We start from the raw sequence: 16,625 nt of genomic DNA, 5'->3' as shown, positions 1-16,625 counted from the left end.
CCCGTCCGGCGGTTCGCCGGCCGGTTGTCGAGCCGTCCGCGTGAACAACGCCCGGAGCGGATACAGCTGGTGCCGCGCCCGATTGCCGGGACAACACACCTAGGTCGTGTCTTCGAAGTCCCGTCTGCCCGGTGGTGCCTGGCACGCACTCCCCCAAGCTCTCCGAGCAGGGGGTGCCCCCAGCGGCGTTGTCGTCGGTCGCCGCTGCTCCGCGGGGTCCCCCCAGCCTCCGGCCGGGAGGTGCCCCCACCCTCCTCCGCCTTGCGATCGCACACACCAGGCACCGCCGGGCCCGCCTTCCGGGCGGACGACGCTACTTCGAAGACACTCCCCAGCGGAGCCGGGAGCGCTGCGGCACCGTCGCCGGGTCGCCGGGGGACGAGCGCGTGACGTACTGGGGGACCGGCGCCCGGTCGTTGCCCGTGTCGCGGACGAGGCCGTAGCGGACGACGCCCTGGGCGGGGTCGGGGCCGGTCCCGAGGTCGGCGCGAATGTCCTCGCGCCTCATCGGCTCCACGATGAGGTTGTAGTCGGCGCCGCTCTCGTTCAGGTGCAGAGTGACGCCGCCGTCCAGCCAGAAGTACTCGTTCTGCCACATCTGCTGTGCGCCACGCGGAAGCTGGGTGAGCCCGCCGGACGGCGAGCCCATCCACGTCCTGTCACCCGCGCCCGGCCGGCGGTCGTCCATGCGGCGCCCGCCGCCCGAGGCGACGTGGAAGAGCTTGCCGTGCAGCCGGGTCCAGGTGGGCATGACGAGGCTTCCCGGGCGCTGGTCCGGGAGGATCTGCCAGCGGACGCGCACATAGCCGGTGCCGCGCAGGGACACCGACTCCCCCCGGTGGGTCAGCACGGCTTTGCCGCCGCCGCTGCTCGTCAGTCCCCGGTCGGCGCGCCGCGGCAGCGCGCCGGGCCGCCGCCCCGGGTCCGGCGCCCGGTCGGCCGCGTCCACGACGCTGCCGTACGCGGCGCGCGCCCGCGGTTTCTCGGCCGTCGGTGAGGGGGCATCGCGTGGCGGCGTGGTGGGGGAGCCCGTCACCGAGGGGGCTGAGCGAGCCGTGGGGGAGGGGTTCGCGGAGGCCGTGGCCGGGGGCGGGGGCGTGCCGTGCGGGACCGTCCGCTCGTAGATGACGTACGCGCCGCCCGCCACCAGCGACGCGCCCGCCGTGAGCCCGGCCACCGGCTTGCCGACGGCCGCGAGGACCTTCGCCGACCAGCTCGCTGAGGCGGCAGCGGCCCCCAGTCCCACTGCCGCCGCCTTGCCGCCGCCCAGCAGCGACGCCACCGTGAACCCGACCGGGACCGGGACCAGCGCGAGCCCGACAAGCAGCCGCTCGGGCGGTACGAAACCCTCCCGCGCCCGACCGCACCACCGGCAGCCCCGCAGATGGCGGGCGAAGCGCTTGCGCCAGACCGAGGAGGGGCGCCCCTCCCAGCCGCCGGTCAGCTTCGCCAGCTCGCGGCAGCGGGAGCGCTCCAGCGCCCGTACGATGCCGCGCGCCGTCTCCAGCCGCCCCTTCATCCGCTGCACGCGGACGGCGGCGTGCCGGCGGCTGATGCCCAGCGCACCGGCGACCTCGCTGCGCGTCAGCCTGCCGCCGACCTCCTGCCACCACAGGGACAGCAGCTCGCGGTCCGGTCCGTCCAGCCAGCGCACCGCCTCGACGACCTCCCGGCGCTCGCCGTCCAGCTCCAGCCGCACCACGGCCAGCTCCGCGAAGTCCTCAGCCGCAGCCTCGGCCTCAGCCGGTGTCACCGGCTCCTCCGCACGCGCCCGGCGGCGCAGCCGCTCGCGCACCTGGCGCATGGCGATGGCCACGAGCCAGGAGCGGAAGCCCTCGGGATCGCGCAGCGCGGGCAGATGGTGGACGGCGCGGAGCATGGTCTCCTGCACGACGTCGTCCACGTCGGCGTGGCCGTTCAGGGCGCGGCCGACGATGTTGTAGACCAGCGGGAGCCAGCCCTCGACCAGCTCGTCGAGGGCCTGCCGGTCCCCGCCCTGTGCCGCCTCGACGACAGCACGCCACTCCCGTACGTCCACGCGTCGCTGCTCCCCTCCCGCCGGCCGGGGATACGAGGGCCGGAATCCCACGCGGTCTACCTGGCGTACAGCAGCGTGCCGAAGCCGAGCTGGTCGAAGCCGCCGCTGTCCGAGCCGTAGTCGCCGCCGCCTCCCTCTGCCCGGTTCTTCTGCGCGAACTCGGCGAGATACGGAGCCTCCAGGCCGCGGCGGTCCGCGTAGTGGTGGTGCAGCATCTCCCAGACGGGGCGGAGCTGGCCGCGGGCGGCGTCGGAGATGACGGTCTGCGACATCACCTTGCCCGGGGGCTGCCCCTGGTGCCAGGTGTAGGTCTTGAACGGGACGCTCTGGCCCAGGTTGTACTTGGCGACGTACTCCGCGGCCTTCAAGAAGCGGTTGTCGTCGAAGCCGTACAGGTCGGTGCCCTGGCTCCAGGCCATCTCGCAGATCGCGCCGAGCTGGCCCATGCCCATCATCGTGTGGCCCTGGTCCCGGCCGCTCTCCTGCCACTGCGCGAGGCCGCCCTCGTGGAGGAAGGGGACGGCGTGCGGGATCGAGCCGTTGCCCGGGCCCTCCTTCATATAGGTCACGGCCCGGTCGAAGAGCGCCCTGTCGTCGGTGAGGATGGCGATGGCCATGAGCGAGGCGACGTTGCACAGGTCCCAGTTCGCCCAGTAGTTCTCGATGTGCGCGCCGTTGTGGTGGGCGAGGAAGTCCTCGTTCAGCGGCTGGAAGACCGAGGTCATCATCTTCTGGAAGCGGGGCAGGTCGAAGCCCTCGTAGCCGCGCATCAGCTCGGCGGCGTTCGCGAACTGCCAGCCGTAGATGCCGCCCGCGAGGAAGCGGTCGGCGTTGCCCGTGACCGTCTTGAGCGTGCCCGACCAGGCGTTGAGGATGTCCCGTGCGGCGTCGCCGTGCTCCTTCGAGCCGTCCATGCGGTGGCGGAGCGCGTTCTGGTAGGCGGCGTGGATGTCGTTGTAGAGGCTCCGGTAGTTCTGGCCGGCGCCGCCGCGTACGACGTTCTCCGTCGGCCTGGCGGCCCAGTCGCTCGCGGAGTGCCGGTTGGCGGTCAGTCTCCGCCATCCGGCCAGCCACGGCTCCTTGCCCGCGGCGACGCCCTCCTTGGCCCGCTGGAGGTCGTCCGCGGCGTGCAGCATGCCGGGGTGGGCGAAGGCGGCCTTGGCGCGCCGCCCCTCATCGGGCGCGGCGTCCGCCGAGCCGCCGCTGCCGAACGCGGCGGCGGTGCCGCCGACGACGGCGCCGGCCGCCGCGAGACCGCCACCGAGCCGGAGAACATGGCGACGCGAGAGGCGGTGCTTGGCCTTGTGGGGGTGCGGCATGAGAGGGGCTCCTGGTGGAGGTGGGGGCTGACGATGGTGTCGTACGCCCAGGAGACGGTGTGGGGCCCCCTCCGATAACACTTTCCTGCGCCCCGCCGCCCCCAGAAAAGACTTCAAGGGCCCGGTCGAAGACCGGGCCCTTGAAGGGGCGCGAGGAACTGCGCGCTCAGCCGCAGCACACCCGCAGCCGCGATACGCCGCAGAAGGGGCACCCCCGAAGCGACTCGGGCCCCCCGAAGGGATCAGCTCTGTGCGGCTGCCCGCGCCTCGCGCCGGTTGTCACGGAAGGAATTAACGCGACGGAACGTCGCGAAGAGCGGAATCACCGCACCGAGCACCACCTGAAGCGCGCACCCGGTCTGCAACAGCAGCTCACCACCCGGCGCGTCGAACGCCCAGGCCGCCAGCAATCCCATGCTGAGCACGATCCAGCTCAGCATCGCGACGGCCAGCCGCCCCCGCGGCTTGGGGTACTCCACGCGGCTCACCATCAGCCACGCGACGCCCACGATCGCGAGCGCGGTCGGCACGAACGGCAGCTCCAACAGCACGATGGAGACAACGGTCAGCGCGCCGAACGGCCCCGGCATGCCCTGGAACACTCCGTCCCGCACGGTCACGCAGGAGAACCGCGCAAGCCGCAGCACCACCGCCAGCAACACCACGATCGCGGCCACCACCGAGACCCGCTGGTGCGCGTCGTTGGCGACCATCCCCCACACGACCACGAAGTACGCGGGCGCCAGCCCGAAGCTGATCAGGTCGGAGAGGTTGTCCAGCTCGGCGCCCATCGCGGAGCTGCGCAGCTTGCGCGCGACCAGGCCGTCGAACAGGTCGAAGACCGAGGCCATCAGCATCAGCACGACGGCCGTGGCGGCGCTGTGCCGCGCCATGCCGCCGTCCTCGCTGCCGGTCAGGTGCGGGATGAGGACGCCGGTGGTGGTGAAGTACACCGCCATGAAGCCGCACGTGGCATTGCCCAGCGTCAGCGTGTCCGCTATTGACAGGCGGGTGGACAGCGGCATCTCGTCCGCCGCGTCGTCCTCCAGCCCGTCGACGTCGTCGGCGTGGGCGGCATCGGCGCCAGGAACCCACGCCGCCTGGGTGTCCGGATCAATCACGGTCAAGGCGAGTCACCCCCGCTGTCGTGGTCTGGCCGACCTCCACGGCCGTCTCGACCCCCTCCGGGAGGTACACATCCACCCGGGAGCCGAATCGGATCAGTCCGATGCGCTCGCCCTGCTCCACCTTGGTGTCACTGGGCACGTAGGGGACGATGCGTCGCGCGACGGCGCCGGCGATCTGGACCATCTCGATGTCGCCCAGCTCGGTGTCGAAGTGCCAGACGACGCGCTCGTTGTTCTCGCTCTCCTTGTTGAACGCGGGAACGTAGCCGCCGGGGATGTGCTCGACGGAGGTCACCGTCCCGGCGAGCGGAGCGCGGTTGACGTGGACGTTCAGCGGGCTCATGAAGATGGCGACGCGGGTGCGGCCGTCCTTCCACGGCATGATGCTCTGCACCACGCCGTCGGCCGGTGAGATCACCCGGCCCTGGCCGATTTCCCGCTCCGGGTCCCGGAAGAACCACAGCATGCCCGCGGCGAGCGCCGTGGCGGGCACGGCGACCAGCGCGGCCCGTCCGGACCTGCGGGAGCGTGCCAGGCTGAGAGCCGCCGTCGCCACGGTCGGCAGGAGCCAGGGGGACGCTCCGCGCGCCAGACGTACGCGGGGCACACCGGACGCGCCGGACATGCCGGGCCCGCTGGGACCAGAGCCGCGCGCGGGGGAGCCGCTGGGTGCAGTGGATGGGCTGTGGGGCATGAATGACCTTCGTAGCGGAGGGAGCCGCGTAGGTAACGGGGGGACGGCGGCTTTCCCGGGATGCTACCGGTTTCTGATGGCAACTGGGCAAGCCAGAGGGCCAGTCAGTGGCCGAAGTCCCAGGTCGGGGTGTGATCTTGTTCCCCAAGAAAACACCCCGAAAAGGACATTCAACCCTGGGTGCGGTACTCCTCGAGTAGCCGCCGGCCCACGATCATCTTCTGGATCTCGGCGGTTCCTTCGCCGATGAGGAGCATCGGCGCCTCCCGGTAGAGGCGCTCGATCTCGTATTCCTTACTGAAACCGTACCCGCCGTGGATGCGGAACGAGTCCTCCACGACCTCCTTGCAGTACTCGGAGGCGAGATATTTCGCCATTCCGGCCTCCAGGTCGTTGCGTTGACCGGAGTCCTTCTTCCGGGCGGCGCCGACCATCAGCGCGTGTGCCGCCTCGACCTTTGTCGCCATCTCCGCGAGCTTGAACTGAATGGCCTGATGGCCCGCGATCGGCTTTCCGAAGGTGTGTCGTTGCTGTGCGTAGTCGATACCCAGTTCAAAGGCACGCTGGGCGACACCACAGCCACGCGCGGCGACATTCACGCGGCCGACCTCGACCCCGTCCATCATCTGGTAAAAACCGCGGCCGGTGGTGCCGCCGAGTACGCGATCAGCCGGAATGCGCAGGTCGTCCATGATCAGCTCGGTGGTGTCGACGCCCTTGTAGCCCATTTTGTCGATCTTCCCGGGAATGCTGAGGCCGGGCCGGACCGTGCCGAAACCGGGCTCCTTCTCCACCAGGAAAGTCGTCATCGACTTGTGCGGGGGTGTCCCTTCGGTATGTCCCTCATCGGTCCGGCACAACACCGCGACCAGGGTGGATGTGCCTCCGTTGGTCAGCCACATCTTCTGGCCGGTCAGCAGGAAGTCCCCGGATTCGTCCCCGGCCGGCACGCCCTTGGACGTAATGGCCGAGACGTCCGAACCGAGGCCCGGCTCCGACATGGAGAAGGCGCCACGGATCTCGCCGGCCGCCATCTTCGGCAGGAAATAGTCCTTCTGCTCGGGCGTGCCGTGCTGCTTGAGCATGTACGCCACGATGAAGTGCGTGTTGATGATGCCCGAGACGCTCATCCAGCCCCGGGCGATCTCCTCGACACACAGCGCGTAAGTGAGCAGTGACTCACCGAGCCCGCCGTACTCCTCGGGGATCATCAGGCCGAAGATCCCCAACTCCTTCAGGCCCTCCACGATCTCCGCCGGATACTCATCCTTGTGCTCCAGCTCCGTGGCGACCGGGAGAATCTCCTTGTCGACGAAGCTCCGCACGGTCGAGAGTATTTCCCGCTGGATCTCGGTCAGGCCCTCGGTCTGTGCCAGGCGTCCCATCTCACCTGCCCCCCTTCGGCGCCGGTTCGACGAGTTCGGGACGGCCCGGCTGCTCCCCGCCGCGTTCCTTGATGTAGGCCTGGGTCGGCACCATCACCTTGCGCCGGAAGACACACACGAGAGTGCCGTCCTGCTTGTAGCCCTTGGTCTCGACATGCACGATTCCCCGGTCGTTCTTCGACTTCGACGGAATCTTCCCCAGCACCGTCGTCTCGCCGTAGAGCGTGTCGCCGTGGAACGTCGGGGCGACGTGCCGCAGCGATTCGATCTCCAGATTGGCGATGGCCTTCCCCGAGACGTCCGGCACCGACATGCCCAGCAGCAGCGAGTAGATGTAGTTGCCCACCACCACGTTCTTGCCGAAGTCCGTCGTCGACTCCGCGTAGTTGCTGTCCATGTGCAGCGGATGGTGGTTCATCGTGAGCAGACAGAAGAGGTGGTCGTCGTACTCGGTGACCGTCTTGCCGGGCCAGTGCTTGTAGGTGTCCCCGACGGAGAATTCCTCGTAGGTGCGGCCGAATTGCATGCTCAGTCCTCCGGGGGGACGAAGGTGGAGGTGCGCCGCATTCCCGCGGCGCGGCCCTTGCCGGAGATGACCAGGGCCATCTTGCGGCTGGCCTCGTCGATCATCTCGTCGCCGAGCATCGCGGAGCCCTTCTTGCCGCCCGCCTCCGACGTGTAGTAGTCGTACGCGTCCAGGATCAGCTCGGCGTGGTCGTAGTCCTCCTGGGAGGGCGAGAAGATCTCGTTCGACGCCTCGACCTGGCCCGGGTGCAGCACCCACTTGCCGTCGAAGCCGAGCGCGGCGGCGCGCTGGGCGACCTCGCGGTAGCCGTCCACATTCTTGATCTGGAGATAGGGGCCGTCGATCGCCTGGAGGTCGTGGGACCGGGCGGCCATCAGGATCCGCATCAGGATGTAGTGGTAGGCGTCGGCCGGATAGCCCGGCGGCTGCTCGCCCACGACCAGGGATTTCATGTTGATGGAGGCCATGAAGTCGGCGGGGCCGAAAATGATCGTCTCCACGCGCGGTGAGGCACCCGCGATCGCGTCCACGTTCACCAGGCCCTTGGCGTTCTCGATCTGCGCCTCGATGCCGATCCTGCCGACCTCGAAGCCCATCGTCTTCTCGATCTGCGTCAGCAGCATGTCCAGCGCCTGCACCTGCTGCGCGTCCTGCACCTTCGGCAGCATGACGCAGTCCAGGTTCTGCCCCGCCCCCTCCACGACGGTGACCACGTCGCGATAGGTCCACTCGGTCGTCCAGTCGTTGACCCGCACGACCCGGGTCTTGCCGCCCCAGTCGCCCTCGTTGAGGAACTTCACGATGGTGTGCCGCGCCTCCGGCTTGGCCAGCGGAGCGCACGCGTCCTCCAGGTCGAGGAAGACCTGGTCGGCGGGCAGGCCCTGGGCCTTCTCCAGGAAGCGCGGGTTGCTGCCCGGCACGGCGAGGCAGGAGCGGCGGGGCCGGGTGGGGCGCTGCCGGTTGACGGTGCTCACTGAGTGACCTCCTGGGGGTCTCGCTGGACGGGCCGATCGTGCTGGTCCAGCTTGTCTAGCCTGTTCGCTGTCCGGATCTCGCCGACGATACGGCCGATGATCTCCGTGATCCCGAAGTCCTTCGGGGTGAAGACGGCGGCGACGCCCGCCTCGCGCAGCGCCCGCGCGTCCGCCGACGGAATGATGCCGCCCACGATCACGGGCACGTCGCCCGCGCCCGCCTCGCGCATCCTGCCCAGCACGTCCGGCACCAGCTCGGTGTGCGAACCGGACAGGATGGACAGGCCCACACAGTGCACGTCCTCGGCGACGGCAGCCGCGACGATCTCCTCGGGTGTGAGCCTGATGCCCTGGTAGACCACCTCGAAGCCCGCGTCACGGGCCCGTACGGCGATCTGTTCGGCGCCGTTGCTGTGGCCGTCCAGGCCGGGCTTGCCGACCAGCAGCCGCAGCTTGCCCACTCCCAGGTCGGCGGCCGTGCGCTCCACGCCGTGCCGCACGGTGGCCAGCGCCGAGCCCTCCTCGGCCGTGACCGCGACAGGGGCGCCGCTCACGCCCGTGGGGGCGCGGAACTCGCCGAACACCTCCCGCAGCGCGCCCGCCCACTCCCCGGTCGTGACCCCGGCGCGGGCGCACTCCACGGTCGCCTCCATCAAGTTGGCGTCCGTGGCCGCGGCCTCTTTCAGCTGCCGCAGCGCCTGCTCCGCACTGGGATACAGCCCGGGGTCGCGGGTCCCCTCGCGCCAGAACGGCTCGTCGCGGGTCTCGCGCCAGCGCCGCACCGCCGCGACGGTGGACGCCTCACCGGCGGCGTCCACCGTCATGATCGCGGTGTCCAGATCGGCGGTCAGCGGGCTGGGCTCGGTCGCCTCGTAGCAGTTGACGCCGATGATCCGCTCCTCGCCCGACTCGATGCGCGCGCGGCGTTCGGCGTGCGAGGAGACCAGCTGGGACTTGAGATAGCCGGACTCGACGGCCGCCATCACCCCGCCCATCTCCTCGATGCGCTCGATCTCGGCCCAGCTCTCCTTGACCAGCGTCTCCACCTTCGCCTCGATCACATGCGACCCGTCGAAGAGGTCCTCGTACTCCAGCAGATCGCTCTCGTGTGCGAGCACCTGCTGGATACGCAGCGACCACTGCTGGTCCCAGGGCCGGGGCAGGCCCAGCGCCTCGTTCCACGCGGGCAGTTGCACGGCGCGGGCCCGCGCGTCCTTGGAGAGGGTGACCGCGAGCATCTCCAGCACGATGCGCTGGACGTTGTTCTCCGGCTGCGCCTCGGTCAGCCCCAGCGAGTTGACCTGCACGCCGTAGCGGAACCTGCGCTGCTTGGGGTCGGTGATGCCGTAGCGCTCGCTGGTGATCCGCTCCCACACGCGGGTGAAGGCCCGCATCTTGCACATCTCCTCGACGAAGCGGACCCCGGCGTTCACGAAGAACGAGATCCGGGCCACGACCCGCCCGAACTCCTCCGCCGGCACCTGCCCGCTGTCCCGTACGGCGTCCAGCACGGCGACGGCCGTGGCCATCGCGTAGGAGATCTCCTGGACGGGGGTCGCCCCCGCCTCCTGGAGGTGGTAGCTACAGATGTTGACCGGATTCCACCTGGGGAGGTGGGCGACGGTGTACGCGATCATGTCCGTCGTCAGCCGCAGCGAGGGGACCGGCGGGAAGACGTGCGTCCCGCGCGAGAGGTACTCCTTGACGATGTCGTTCTGCGTCGTCCCCTGAAGCCGGGAGACGTCCGCCCCCTGTTCCTCCGCGACGACCTGGTAGAGCGCCAGCAGCCACATGGCCGTGGCGTTGATGGTCATCGAGGTGTTCATCTGCTCCAGCGGGATGCCCTCGAACAGCCTGCGCATGTCGCCCAGGTGGGAGACCGGCACCCCGACCCGGCCGACCTCGCCGCGCGCGAGCACGTGGTCGGGGTCGTACCCGGTCTGGGTGGGCAGGTCGAACGCGACCGACAGCCCCGTCTGTCCCTTGGTGAGGTTGCGGCGGTACAGCTCGTTGGACGCCTCGGCGGTCGAGTGCCCGGCGTACGTCCGCATCAGCCAGGGACGATCCTTGTCCGGCACCGTCACCTCAGACATTCCCGCTGTGCTTGCCGGTCCGCTCGCCTTCGGCATCCCTGAACAGATTGATGCCGTCGATGTGACGAGCGCGCTTCTCCGGGTTGCGGACTCCAAGCCCCTCCTCGGGGGCCAGCGCGAGGACGCCGACCTTGCCCTGGTGGAGGTTGCGGTGCACGTCGTGGGCGGCCTGGCCGGTCTCTTCCAGGTGGTACGTCTTCGACAGCGTGGGGTGGATCTTGCCCTTGGCGATGAGGCGGTTGGCCTCCCACGCCTCGCGGTAGTTGGCGAAGTGCGAGCCGACGATCCGCTTGAGCGACATCCACAGGTAGCGGTTGTCGTAGCTGTGCTCGTAGCCGGAGGTGGAGGCGCAGGTGACGATGGTGCCGCCCTTGCGCGTGACGTAGACGCTGGCGCCGAAGGTCTCCCGCCCCGGGTGCTCGAAGACGATGTCCACGTCCTCGCCGCCGGTCAGCTCGCGGATGCGCTTGCCGAAGCGCTTCCACTCCTTCGGGTCCTGGTGGTGCTCGTCCTTCCAGAAGCGGTAGCCCTCCGCCTTGCGGTCGATGATCGCTTCGGCGCCCATCTTGCGGCAGATCTCGGCCTTGTCGTCGCTGGAGACCACGCAGATCGGGTTGGCGCCGCCGGCGAGGGCGAACTGCGTGGCGTACGAGCCCAGTCCGCCGCTGGCGCCCCAGATGAGCACGTTGTCGCCCTGCTTCATGCCCGCGCCGTTGCGCGAGACGAGCTGGCGGTAGGCGGTGGAGTTGACCAGCCCGGGGGAGGCGGCCTCCTCCCAGGTGAGGTGGTCCGGCTTGGGCATCAGCTGGTTGGACTTGACCAGCGCGATCTCCGCCAGCCCGCCGAAGTTGGTCTCGAAGCCCCAGATCCGCTGTTCGGGGTCGAGCATCGTGTCGTTGTGCCCGTCGGCGGACTCCAGCTCGACGGACAGACAGTGCGCGACCACCTCGTCGCCCGGCTTCCAGGAGTTGACGCCCGCGCCGGTGCGCAGCACGACGCCCGACAGGTCGGAGCCGATGATGTGGTACGGCAGGTCGTGCCGCTTGGTCAGCGGCGAGAGGCGTCCGTAGCGCTCCAGGAACCCGAAGGTGGGCAGCGGCTCGAAGATCGAGGTCCACACGGAGTTGTAGTTGACCGAGGAGGCCATGACTGCCACCAGGGCCTCGCCGGGGCCGAGTTCGGGCACCGGCACCTCGTCGAGGTGCAGTGACTTGCGCGGGTCCTTGTCCTGGGTCTCCAGCCCCTCGAACATCTCCGCCTCGTCCTTGTGGACGGTCATGGCGCGGTACGAGTCGGGCAGGGGGAGGGCGGCGAAGTCCTCCGGCGGAGTGTCTGACGCGAGGATCGCGTCGAGTATCTGGTTCACGGGATGCCTCCGGCGAAGCGCGGATTGAGGAAGGAGTCCCCCGGCCTTCGGCCGGGAGGTGCCCCCAGGGGGAGTCGTCGGTTTGTGAGGCAGTGCCGTCGGTTCGGCGAGGTGGTGCGGGCGCGGGTGTGCGCCGGGTCGCTTGTGACGCCAAGCGGTCCGGGAAAACGCGGCGTGAACCACGGGGACAGGGCCCGGACTGATGCCAAGGTATGACACCCAGTGCCAGTAGACAAGACACCGGGTGCCGTGATTTCTCACCTGCGGCAAACTGGGCTCATGTGAGCGATGATCGATCATCGCAGGTCGCGCGGGGGGGGCGAGGCCGGACCTGGCTCCTGTCGGTGTCACTTGGTGCGGGACCCCCCGGCCCCGACCCCGGGGCTGCTCGGGGCGGGGCTGCTCGGGCCGGGGGCTACTCGGCGCGCTGGTGCATCGTGCTGTGCCGCCGTCCGTACACGCCGTAGATGACGACGCCGAGCACCATCCAGGCGGCGAACCGCAGCCACGTCTCGGTCGGCAGGTTGATCATCAGCCACAGCGAGGCCAGCACCGAGGCGATGGGCAGCACCGGTACGAGGGGCGTGCGGAACGCCCGGGGCAGATCCGGGCGCGTGCGCCGCAGGATCACCACGCCCAGCGCGACGACGACGAACGCGAAGAGGGTGCCGATGTTCACCAGCTCGGCCAGCTCGGAGATGCTCGTGAAGCCCGCGACGACCGCGACCAGGACGCCCAGCAGCATGGTGGAGCGGTACGGCGTCTGGAAGCGCGGGTGCACGCGGGAGAAGAACCGCGGGAGCAGCCCGTCGCGGCTCATCGCGAAGAAGACCCGGGACTGTCCCAGCAGCAGGATCATGCACACGGTGGTGAGGCCGACCGCGGCGCCGAAGCTGATCAGGCCCGCCCAGAAGGGTTCGCCGACGGCTTTGAACGCGTCGGCCAGGGGCGCCTGGACGGTCAGCTCGGTGTACTTGCGCATGCCCGTGACCACGATCGAGACGGCCACGTACAGCATCGTGCAGATGACCAGCGAGCTGAGGATGCCGCGCGGCATGTCGCGCTGCGGGTTCCGGGTCTCCTCGGCCGCCGTGGCGACGACGTCGAAGCCGATGAAGGCGAAGAAGACGACGGCCGCCGCGGTGAAGATGCCCATCACGCCGAACGTGGTCGGCTCGTACCCGGACATCAGCTGGATCAGCGGCGCGGCCAGCCCTGAACCACCCGCCGCGTCTCCCTTGGCCGGTGGGATGAACGGGCGGTAGTTGTCAGCCGTGACGAAGAAGGCGCCGGCGATGATGACGATCAGCACCACCCCGACCTTGACCGCGACGACGATGGTGGTGACGCGGGCCGACAGCTTCATGCCCAGCACCAGGATCGCCGTCAGCAGCAGCACGAGCACACAGGCCAGCAGGTCGAAGCCGAAACCCGTCTCGTCCGTGGTGCCGGAGAGCCACTGCGGCAGGTGCCACCCGGCGTTGTCGAGCAGTGAGCGGACATAGCCCGACCAGCCGACCGCCACCACCGCGCACCCCAGCGCCAGCTCCAGCACCAGGTCCCAGCCGATGATCCAGGCGGGCAGCTCACCCAGCGAGGCGTAGGCGAAGGTGTAGGCGGATCCGGCCACCGGCACGGTGGAGGCGAACTCGGCGTAGCACAGCGCGGCCAGCGCACACACCACACCTGCCACGGCGAAGGAGATCGCGACCGAGGGCCCCGCCATGGTCTTGGCGATCTGCCCGGTCAGTACGAAGATGCCGGTGCCGATCACGACGCCGACGCCGAAGACGGTCAGATCGAGCGCGGAGAGCGACTTGTGCAGGCCCCGCTCCGGATCGTCGGTGTCGCGGATGGACTCCTCGATGGACTTGGTCCGCAGCCAGGGCCTGGAGCCCTTCGTTCCGCGGGAATCTGGCCCAGCCGCCACTGCCGCACCTCCACGTCGCCGTAGGGCGCCATGGTTCCCGGTCATCGGGCTCGGGGCCGGGAACGCGACGTGGGCGAGGCCGCAATTCACCCGACTCCCCCGGAAGAGCCCGGCTCACCCCTGAGAGTCCGGCCCTTCCGGAAGTATCCGGTTCGCCCGGGGAAGGGGTGGAGCGTCAGCGGGCCAGCGCGCGCTCGATCGTCGCCATGATCTCCCCGAGCGGGGCATCCGTCCGCGCGACCGTCACCAGGACCTCGTCCTCGCGCTCGACCGCGACGGACCGTTCCGCCACCGAGCGGTTCGCGCCGAAGCCCGTACCGAAGGTGCGCCGTACGATCGCGAACGCGTGATCGAGCTGGGTCTCGACATCCCCGACGCCGCCCGAGCGCAGCCACCGGCGCAGCACGTGGTTGTGCGCCGTGACCACCGCGGAGGCCGCCACCTCGGCGAGCAGCGGCTCGTCGTAGCCGCTGACGCCGTCGCGGTGCGCCTCCTCATCGAAGTGGCCCAGCAGATAGCGGGTGAACAGCCGCTCGTAGCGGGCGACGGAGGCGATCTCCCGCTCCCGCAGCGCCGGGACCTCGCGGGTCAGCTTGTAGCGCTCGACGCTGCCCTTGGGCGACGAGGCGTACATCTTCATGACTTCCTTGATGCCCCGGCACACGGTGTCCAGCGGGTTCTCGTGCGGCGGCGCGGCCTCCAGCACCGCCTGGGCGCGTACGAGGGTGTCGTCGTGGTCGGGGAAGATCGCCTCTTCCTTGGAGCGGAAGTGCCGGAAGAAGGTGCGGCGCGCGACACCGGCCGTCGCCGCGATCTCGTCAACCGTTGTCGCCTCGTAGCCCTTTGTCGCGAAAAGCTCCATCGCGGCAGCGGCCAACTCTCGGCGCACCTTGAGGCGCTGGGTGGCTGCACCGTTCGCACGAGTCGTGTTCGTACGGGAGTTCTTCGCGGGCTCTGGCATGTGCTGAACGTTACATGCCGTGACGGGGTCGGTGGGCGGGCCACCTGGCGAAGGCTCCAGCAGCCCGCCCCACCCCTCGTGGCCGCCGATCACCGGCGTGCGTACTCACGGAAGCCGCGCCCCGTCTTCCTGCCCAGGCACCCCGCCGCGACCAGGTGCTCCAGCAAAGGAGCGGGCGCCAGCGAGGGGTCGCGGAACTCGCGGTGCAGCACCTGTTCGATGGCCAGCGACACATCCAGCCCGACGACGTCCAGCAGCTCGAACGGCCCCATCGGGTAACCGCCGCCGAGCTTCATCGCGGCGTCGATGTCATCGAGCGAGGCGTAGTGCTCCTGGACCATCTTCACGGCGTTGTTCAGGTACGGGAACAGCAGCGCGTTGACGATGAAGCCCGCGCGGTCCCCGCAGTCCACCGGGTGCTTGCGCACCCGCGCGCACACCTCGCGGACCGTGGCGTGGCTGTCCTCGGCGGTCAGCACCGTGGTCACCACCTCGACCAGCTTCATGGCCGGTGCCGGGTTGAAGAAGTGCATGCCGATCACGTCCCGCGGCCGGGAGGTGGCGCGGGCACAGGCGACCACCGGCAGCGAGGAGGTGGTGGTGGCCAGCACCGCGCCCTGCTTGCACACCGCGTCCAGCGCGGCGAACAACTGCCGCTTCACCTGGAGATCTTCGGCCACCGCCTCGACGACCAGGTCGGCCCCGGCGAGCGCCTCCAGCGAAGCGGCCGGGATGACCAGTGCCAGTGCCTCGTCCCGGTTCTCCGGGGTCATCCGGCCCTTGCGCACCGCGCGCTCCAGCGACCCCGCGACCCTGGCCTTGGCCGCCTGCGCCTTCTCCTGGCTCCGGGCCGCGAGCACCGTCGGATATCCGGCCTTGGCGAAGACCTCGGCGATGCCGGCGGCCATCGTCCCCGACCCCACGACACCCACCGACGCGACGGGGCGGCCCTCGGCGCGCGGCGCCGCCGGGTCCGGGGTGAGCGCGTCGGGCACCACCGTGCCGCTGCCCGGCGCCTCGTACGAGTAGAAGCCGCGCCCCGCCTTGCGGCCGGTCAGCCCCGCGTCCGAGAGCTGGCGCAGCACCGGCGCCGGGGCGTGGAGGCGATCGCGTGATTGCGCGTACATCGCGTCCAGGACGGTGCGCGCCGTATCCACCCCGATCAGATCAAGCAGTGCGAGCGGGCCCATGGGCAGGCCACAGCCCAGCCTCATGGCGGAGTCGATGTCCTCGCGGGTGGCGTACCGCGACTCGTACATCTGGGCGGCCCGGTTCAGATAGCCGAACAGCAGGCCGTCCGCGACGAATCCGGGACGGTCACCGACCGCGATCGGATCCTTGCCCAGCTCCCGTGCGAGCGCGGTGACGGCGGTGACCGCTTCCGGCGAGGTCAGTACCGAGGAGACGATCTCGACCAGCTTCATCGCGGGCGCCGGGTTGAAGAAGTGCAGCCCCAGGACGCGTTCGGGCCGGTCGGAGTCGGCGGCCAGCCTCGTCACCGACAACGCGTTGGTGCCCGTGGCCAGGATCGTGTCGGGCTTGACGACGGCGTCGAGCGCGGCGAAGACCTGGCACTTGGTGTCGTAGTCCTCGGGCACGACCTCGATGACGAGGTCCGCCTCCGCCGCCGCCGTCACCTCCGTGCAGGTGCGCAGGCGCGCCAGCACGTCCTGGCGCTCGCTCTGCGTCATCCGCTCTCGCCGCACGGCCCGCGCCGTCGACGCCTCCAGAGCGGCAACCGCCTGCCGTGCGGCTGCTTCGTTCGTGTCAATGCCGATGACCTCTCGTCCGGCGCGGGCGAGAATGTCAGCGATGCCGGTGCCCATCGTGCCGAGGCCGACGACGGCGATGGTACGCAGGGGAGGACGGTCCATCACGGGACTCCAGAGGGTGTGACACAGGCCCCGGACAGGGGCGCGGCTGATGAGGGTGAGGGTTCTGTGCACTACCGGGCGCACGGGCGTACGCACGCTGAAGGCAGGGGAGTTACGGGACAGGCCCCTTCGGCCGGCCCTGTCCCGGGGCCCGACCGTGAGACGTGCCGTATGCGCGGTGCTCCGCGCCGAACCGACGTCACTCTCGGCGGCTGCGTCACCAGGCCGCCTGAGCGGGGGTGCCGCTCTGATGAGCACCGTAACTCGTGGGTAACTAGAAAGCCAGGGGTAGGAGCACTTCCAACGCTGTGGCACACAGCACGTGAGGGGGAGGCGGA

At 69.9% G+C, this 16,625-nt stretch carries 12 protein-coding genes; all 12 read right to left on the bottom strand.

Annotation, left to right across the window (positions count from 1 at the left end):
- Positions 1-313: 313 nt before the first annotated feature.
- The 12 genes from OHB04_RS08795 to OHB04_RS08740 all read right to left on the bottom strand — a co-directional run bounded on the left by OHB04_RS08795 (position 314) and on the right by OHB04_RS08740 (position 16,287).
- On the bottom strand, positions 314-2,038 hold the full coding sequence (locus OHB04_RS08795; protein WP_326807228.1) for an RNA polymerase sigma factor: 1,725 nt from the start codon (positions 2,036-2,038) through the stop codon (positions 314-316).
- A gap of 56 nt (positions 2,039-2,094) precedes the next feature.
- Positions 2,095-3,357: an alginate lyase family protein gene (locus OHB04_RS08790; RefSeq protein WP_326807227.1), complete on the bottom strand. Its 1,263-nt coding sequence runs from the start codon at positions 3,355-3,357 to the stop codon at positions 2,095-2,097.
- Between the two features lie 242 nt (positions 3,358-3,599).
- Entirely contained in the window at positions 3,600-4,484 is an 885-nt protein-coding gene (pssA, locus tag OHB04_RS08785) for a CDP-diacylglycerol--serine O-phosphatidyltransferase (protein ID WP_326687098.1), read from the bottom strand.
- A complete protein-coding gene (locus tag OHB04_RS08780) occupies positions 4,471-5,178 on the bottom strand; it encodes a phosphatidylserine decarboxylase (RefSeq protein WP_405806164.1) in 708 nt (235 codons plus the stop codon). Before OHB04_RS08780 ends, pssA begins: the two co-directional genes overlap by 14 nt.
- Positions 5,179-5,348: 170 nt before the next feature.
- A complete protein-coding gene (locus tag OHB04_RS08775; RefSeq protein ID WP_326687096.1) occupies positions 5,349-6,563 on the bottom strand; it encodes an acyl-CoA dehydrogenase family protein in 1,215 nt (404 codons plus the stop codon).
- A gap of 1 nt (position 6,564) precedes the next feature.
- A complete protein-coding gene (locus tag OHB04_RS08770) occupies positions 6,565-7,089 on the bottom strand; it encodes a MaoC family dehydratase (protein ID WP_326687095.1) in 525 nt (174 codons plus the stop codon).
- A gap of 2 nt (positions 7,090-7,091) precedes the next feature.
- Entirely contained in the window at positions 7,092-8,063 is a 972-nt protein-coding gene (locus OHB04_RS08765) for an HpcH/HpaI aldolase/citrate lyase family protein (protein WP_326807226.1), read from the bottom strand.
- On the bottom strand, positions 8,060-10,156 hold the full coding sequence (locus tag OHB04_RS08760) for a protein meaA (RefSeq protein WP_326687093.1): 2,097 nt from the start codon (positions 10,154-10,156) through the stop codon (positions 8,060-8,062). Before OHB04_RS08760 ends, OHB04_RS08765 begins: the two co-directional genes overlap by 4 nt.
- Positions 10,149-11,522 carry a crotonyl-CoA carboxylase/reductase gene (gene ccrA / locus OHB04_RS08755; protein WP_326807225.1) on the bottom strand — a complete coding sequence of 458 codons (1,374 nt, stop codon included), beginning with the start codon at positions 11,520-11,522 and terminating at the stop codon, positions 10,149-10,151. The genes OHB04_RS08760 and ccrA overlap by 8 nt, the downstream gene beginning before the upstream one ends.
- A 415-nt stretch (positions 11,523-11,937) precedes the next feature.
- On the bottom strand, positions 11,938-13,452 hold the full coding sequence (locus OHB04_RS08750) for an amino acid permease (protein WP_326807224.1): 1,515 nt from the start codon (positions 13,450-13,452) through the stop codon (positions 11,938-11,940).
- 175 nt (positions 13,453-13,627) lie between these two features.
- A complete protein-coding gene (locus OHB04_RS08745; RefSeq protein WP_326807223.1) occupies positions 13,628-14,413 on the bottom strand; it encodes a TetR family transcriptional regulator in 786 nt (261 codons plus the stop codon).
- Between the two features lie 89 nt (positions 14,414-14,502).
- On the bottom strand, positions 14,503-16,287 hold the full coding sequence (locus OHB04_RS08740; RefSeq protein ID WP_326807222.1) for a 3-hydroxyacyl-CoA dehydrogenase family protein: 1,785 nt from the start codon (positions 16,285-16,287) through the stop codon (positions 14,503-14,505).
- Positions 16,288-16,625 lie beyond the last annotated feature (338 nt).

This window comes from Streptomyces sp. NBC_01775 (genome assembly GCF_035917675.1).
Lineage (GTDB): Bacteria > Actinomycetota > Actinomycetes > Streptomycetales > Streptomycetaceae > Streptomyces.
Note: the sequence above shows the minus strand (reverse complement) of the source record. Positions and strands in the feature narration are given on the sequence as shown.

Bases quoted from the DNA above. Each gene is read 5' to 3' on its own strand.
- OHB04_RS08790 (WP_326807227.1), bottom strand. From the start codon at position 3,357: ATGCCGCACCCCCACAAGGCCAAGCACCGCCTCTCGCGTCGCCATGTT.
- OHB04_RS08780 (WP_405806164.1), bottom strand. From the start codon at position 5,178: ATGCCCCACAGCCCATCCACTGCACCCAGCGGCTCCCCCGCGCGCGGC.
- OHB04_RS08775 (WP_326687096.1), bottom strand. From the start codon at position 6,563: ATGGGACGCCTGGCACAGACCGAGGGCCTGACCGAGATCCAGCGGGAA.
- OHB04_RS08770 (WP_326687095.1), bottom strand. From the start codon at position 7,089: ATGCAATTCGGCCGCACCTACGAGGAATTCTCCGTCGGGGACACCTAC.
- OHB04_RS08760 (WP_326687093.1), bottom strand. From the start codon at position 10,156: ATGTCTGAGGTGACGGTGCCGGACAAGGATCGTCCCTGGCTGATGCGG.
- OHB04_RS08745 (WP_326807223.1), bottom strand. From the start codon at position 14,413: ATGCCAGAGCCCGCGAAGAACTCCCGTACGAACACGACTCGTGCGAAC.
- OHB04_RS08740 (WP_326807222.1), bottom strand. From the start codon at position 16,287: ATGGACCGTCCTCCCCTGCGTACCATCGCCGTCGTCGGCCTCGGCACG.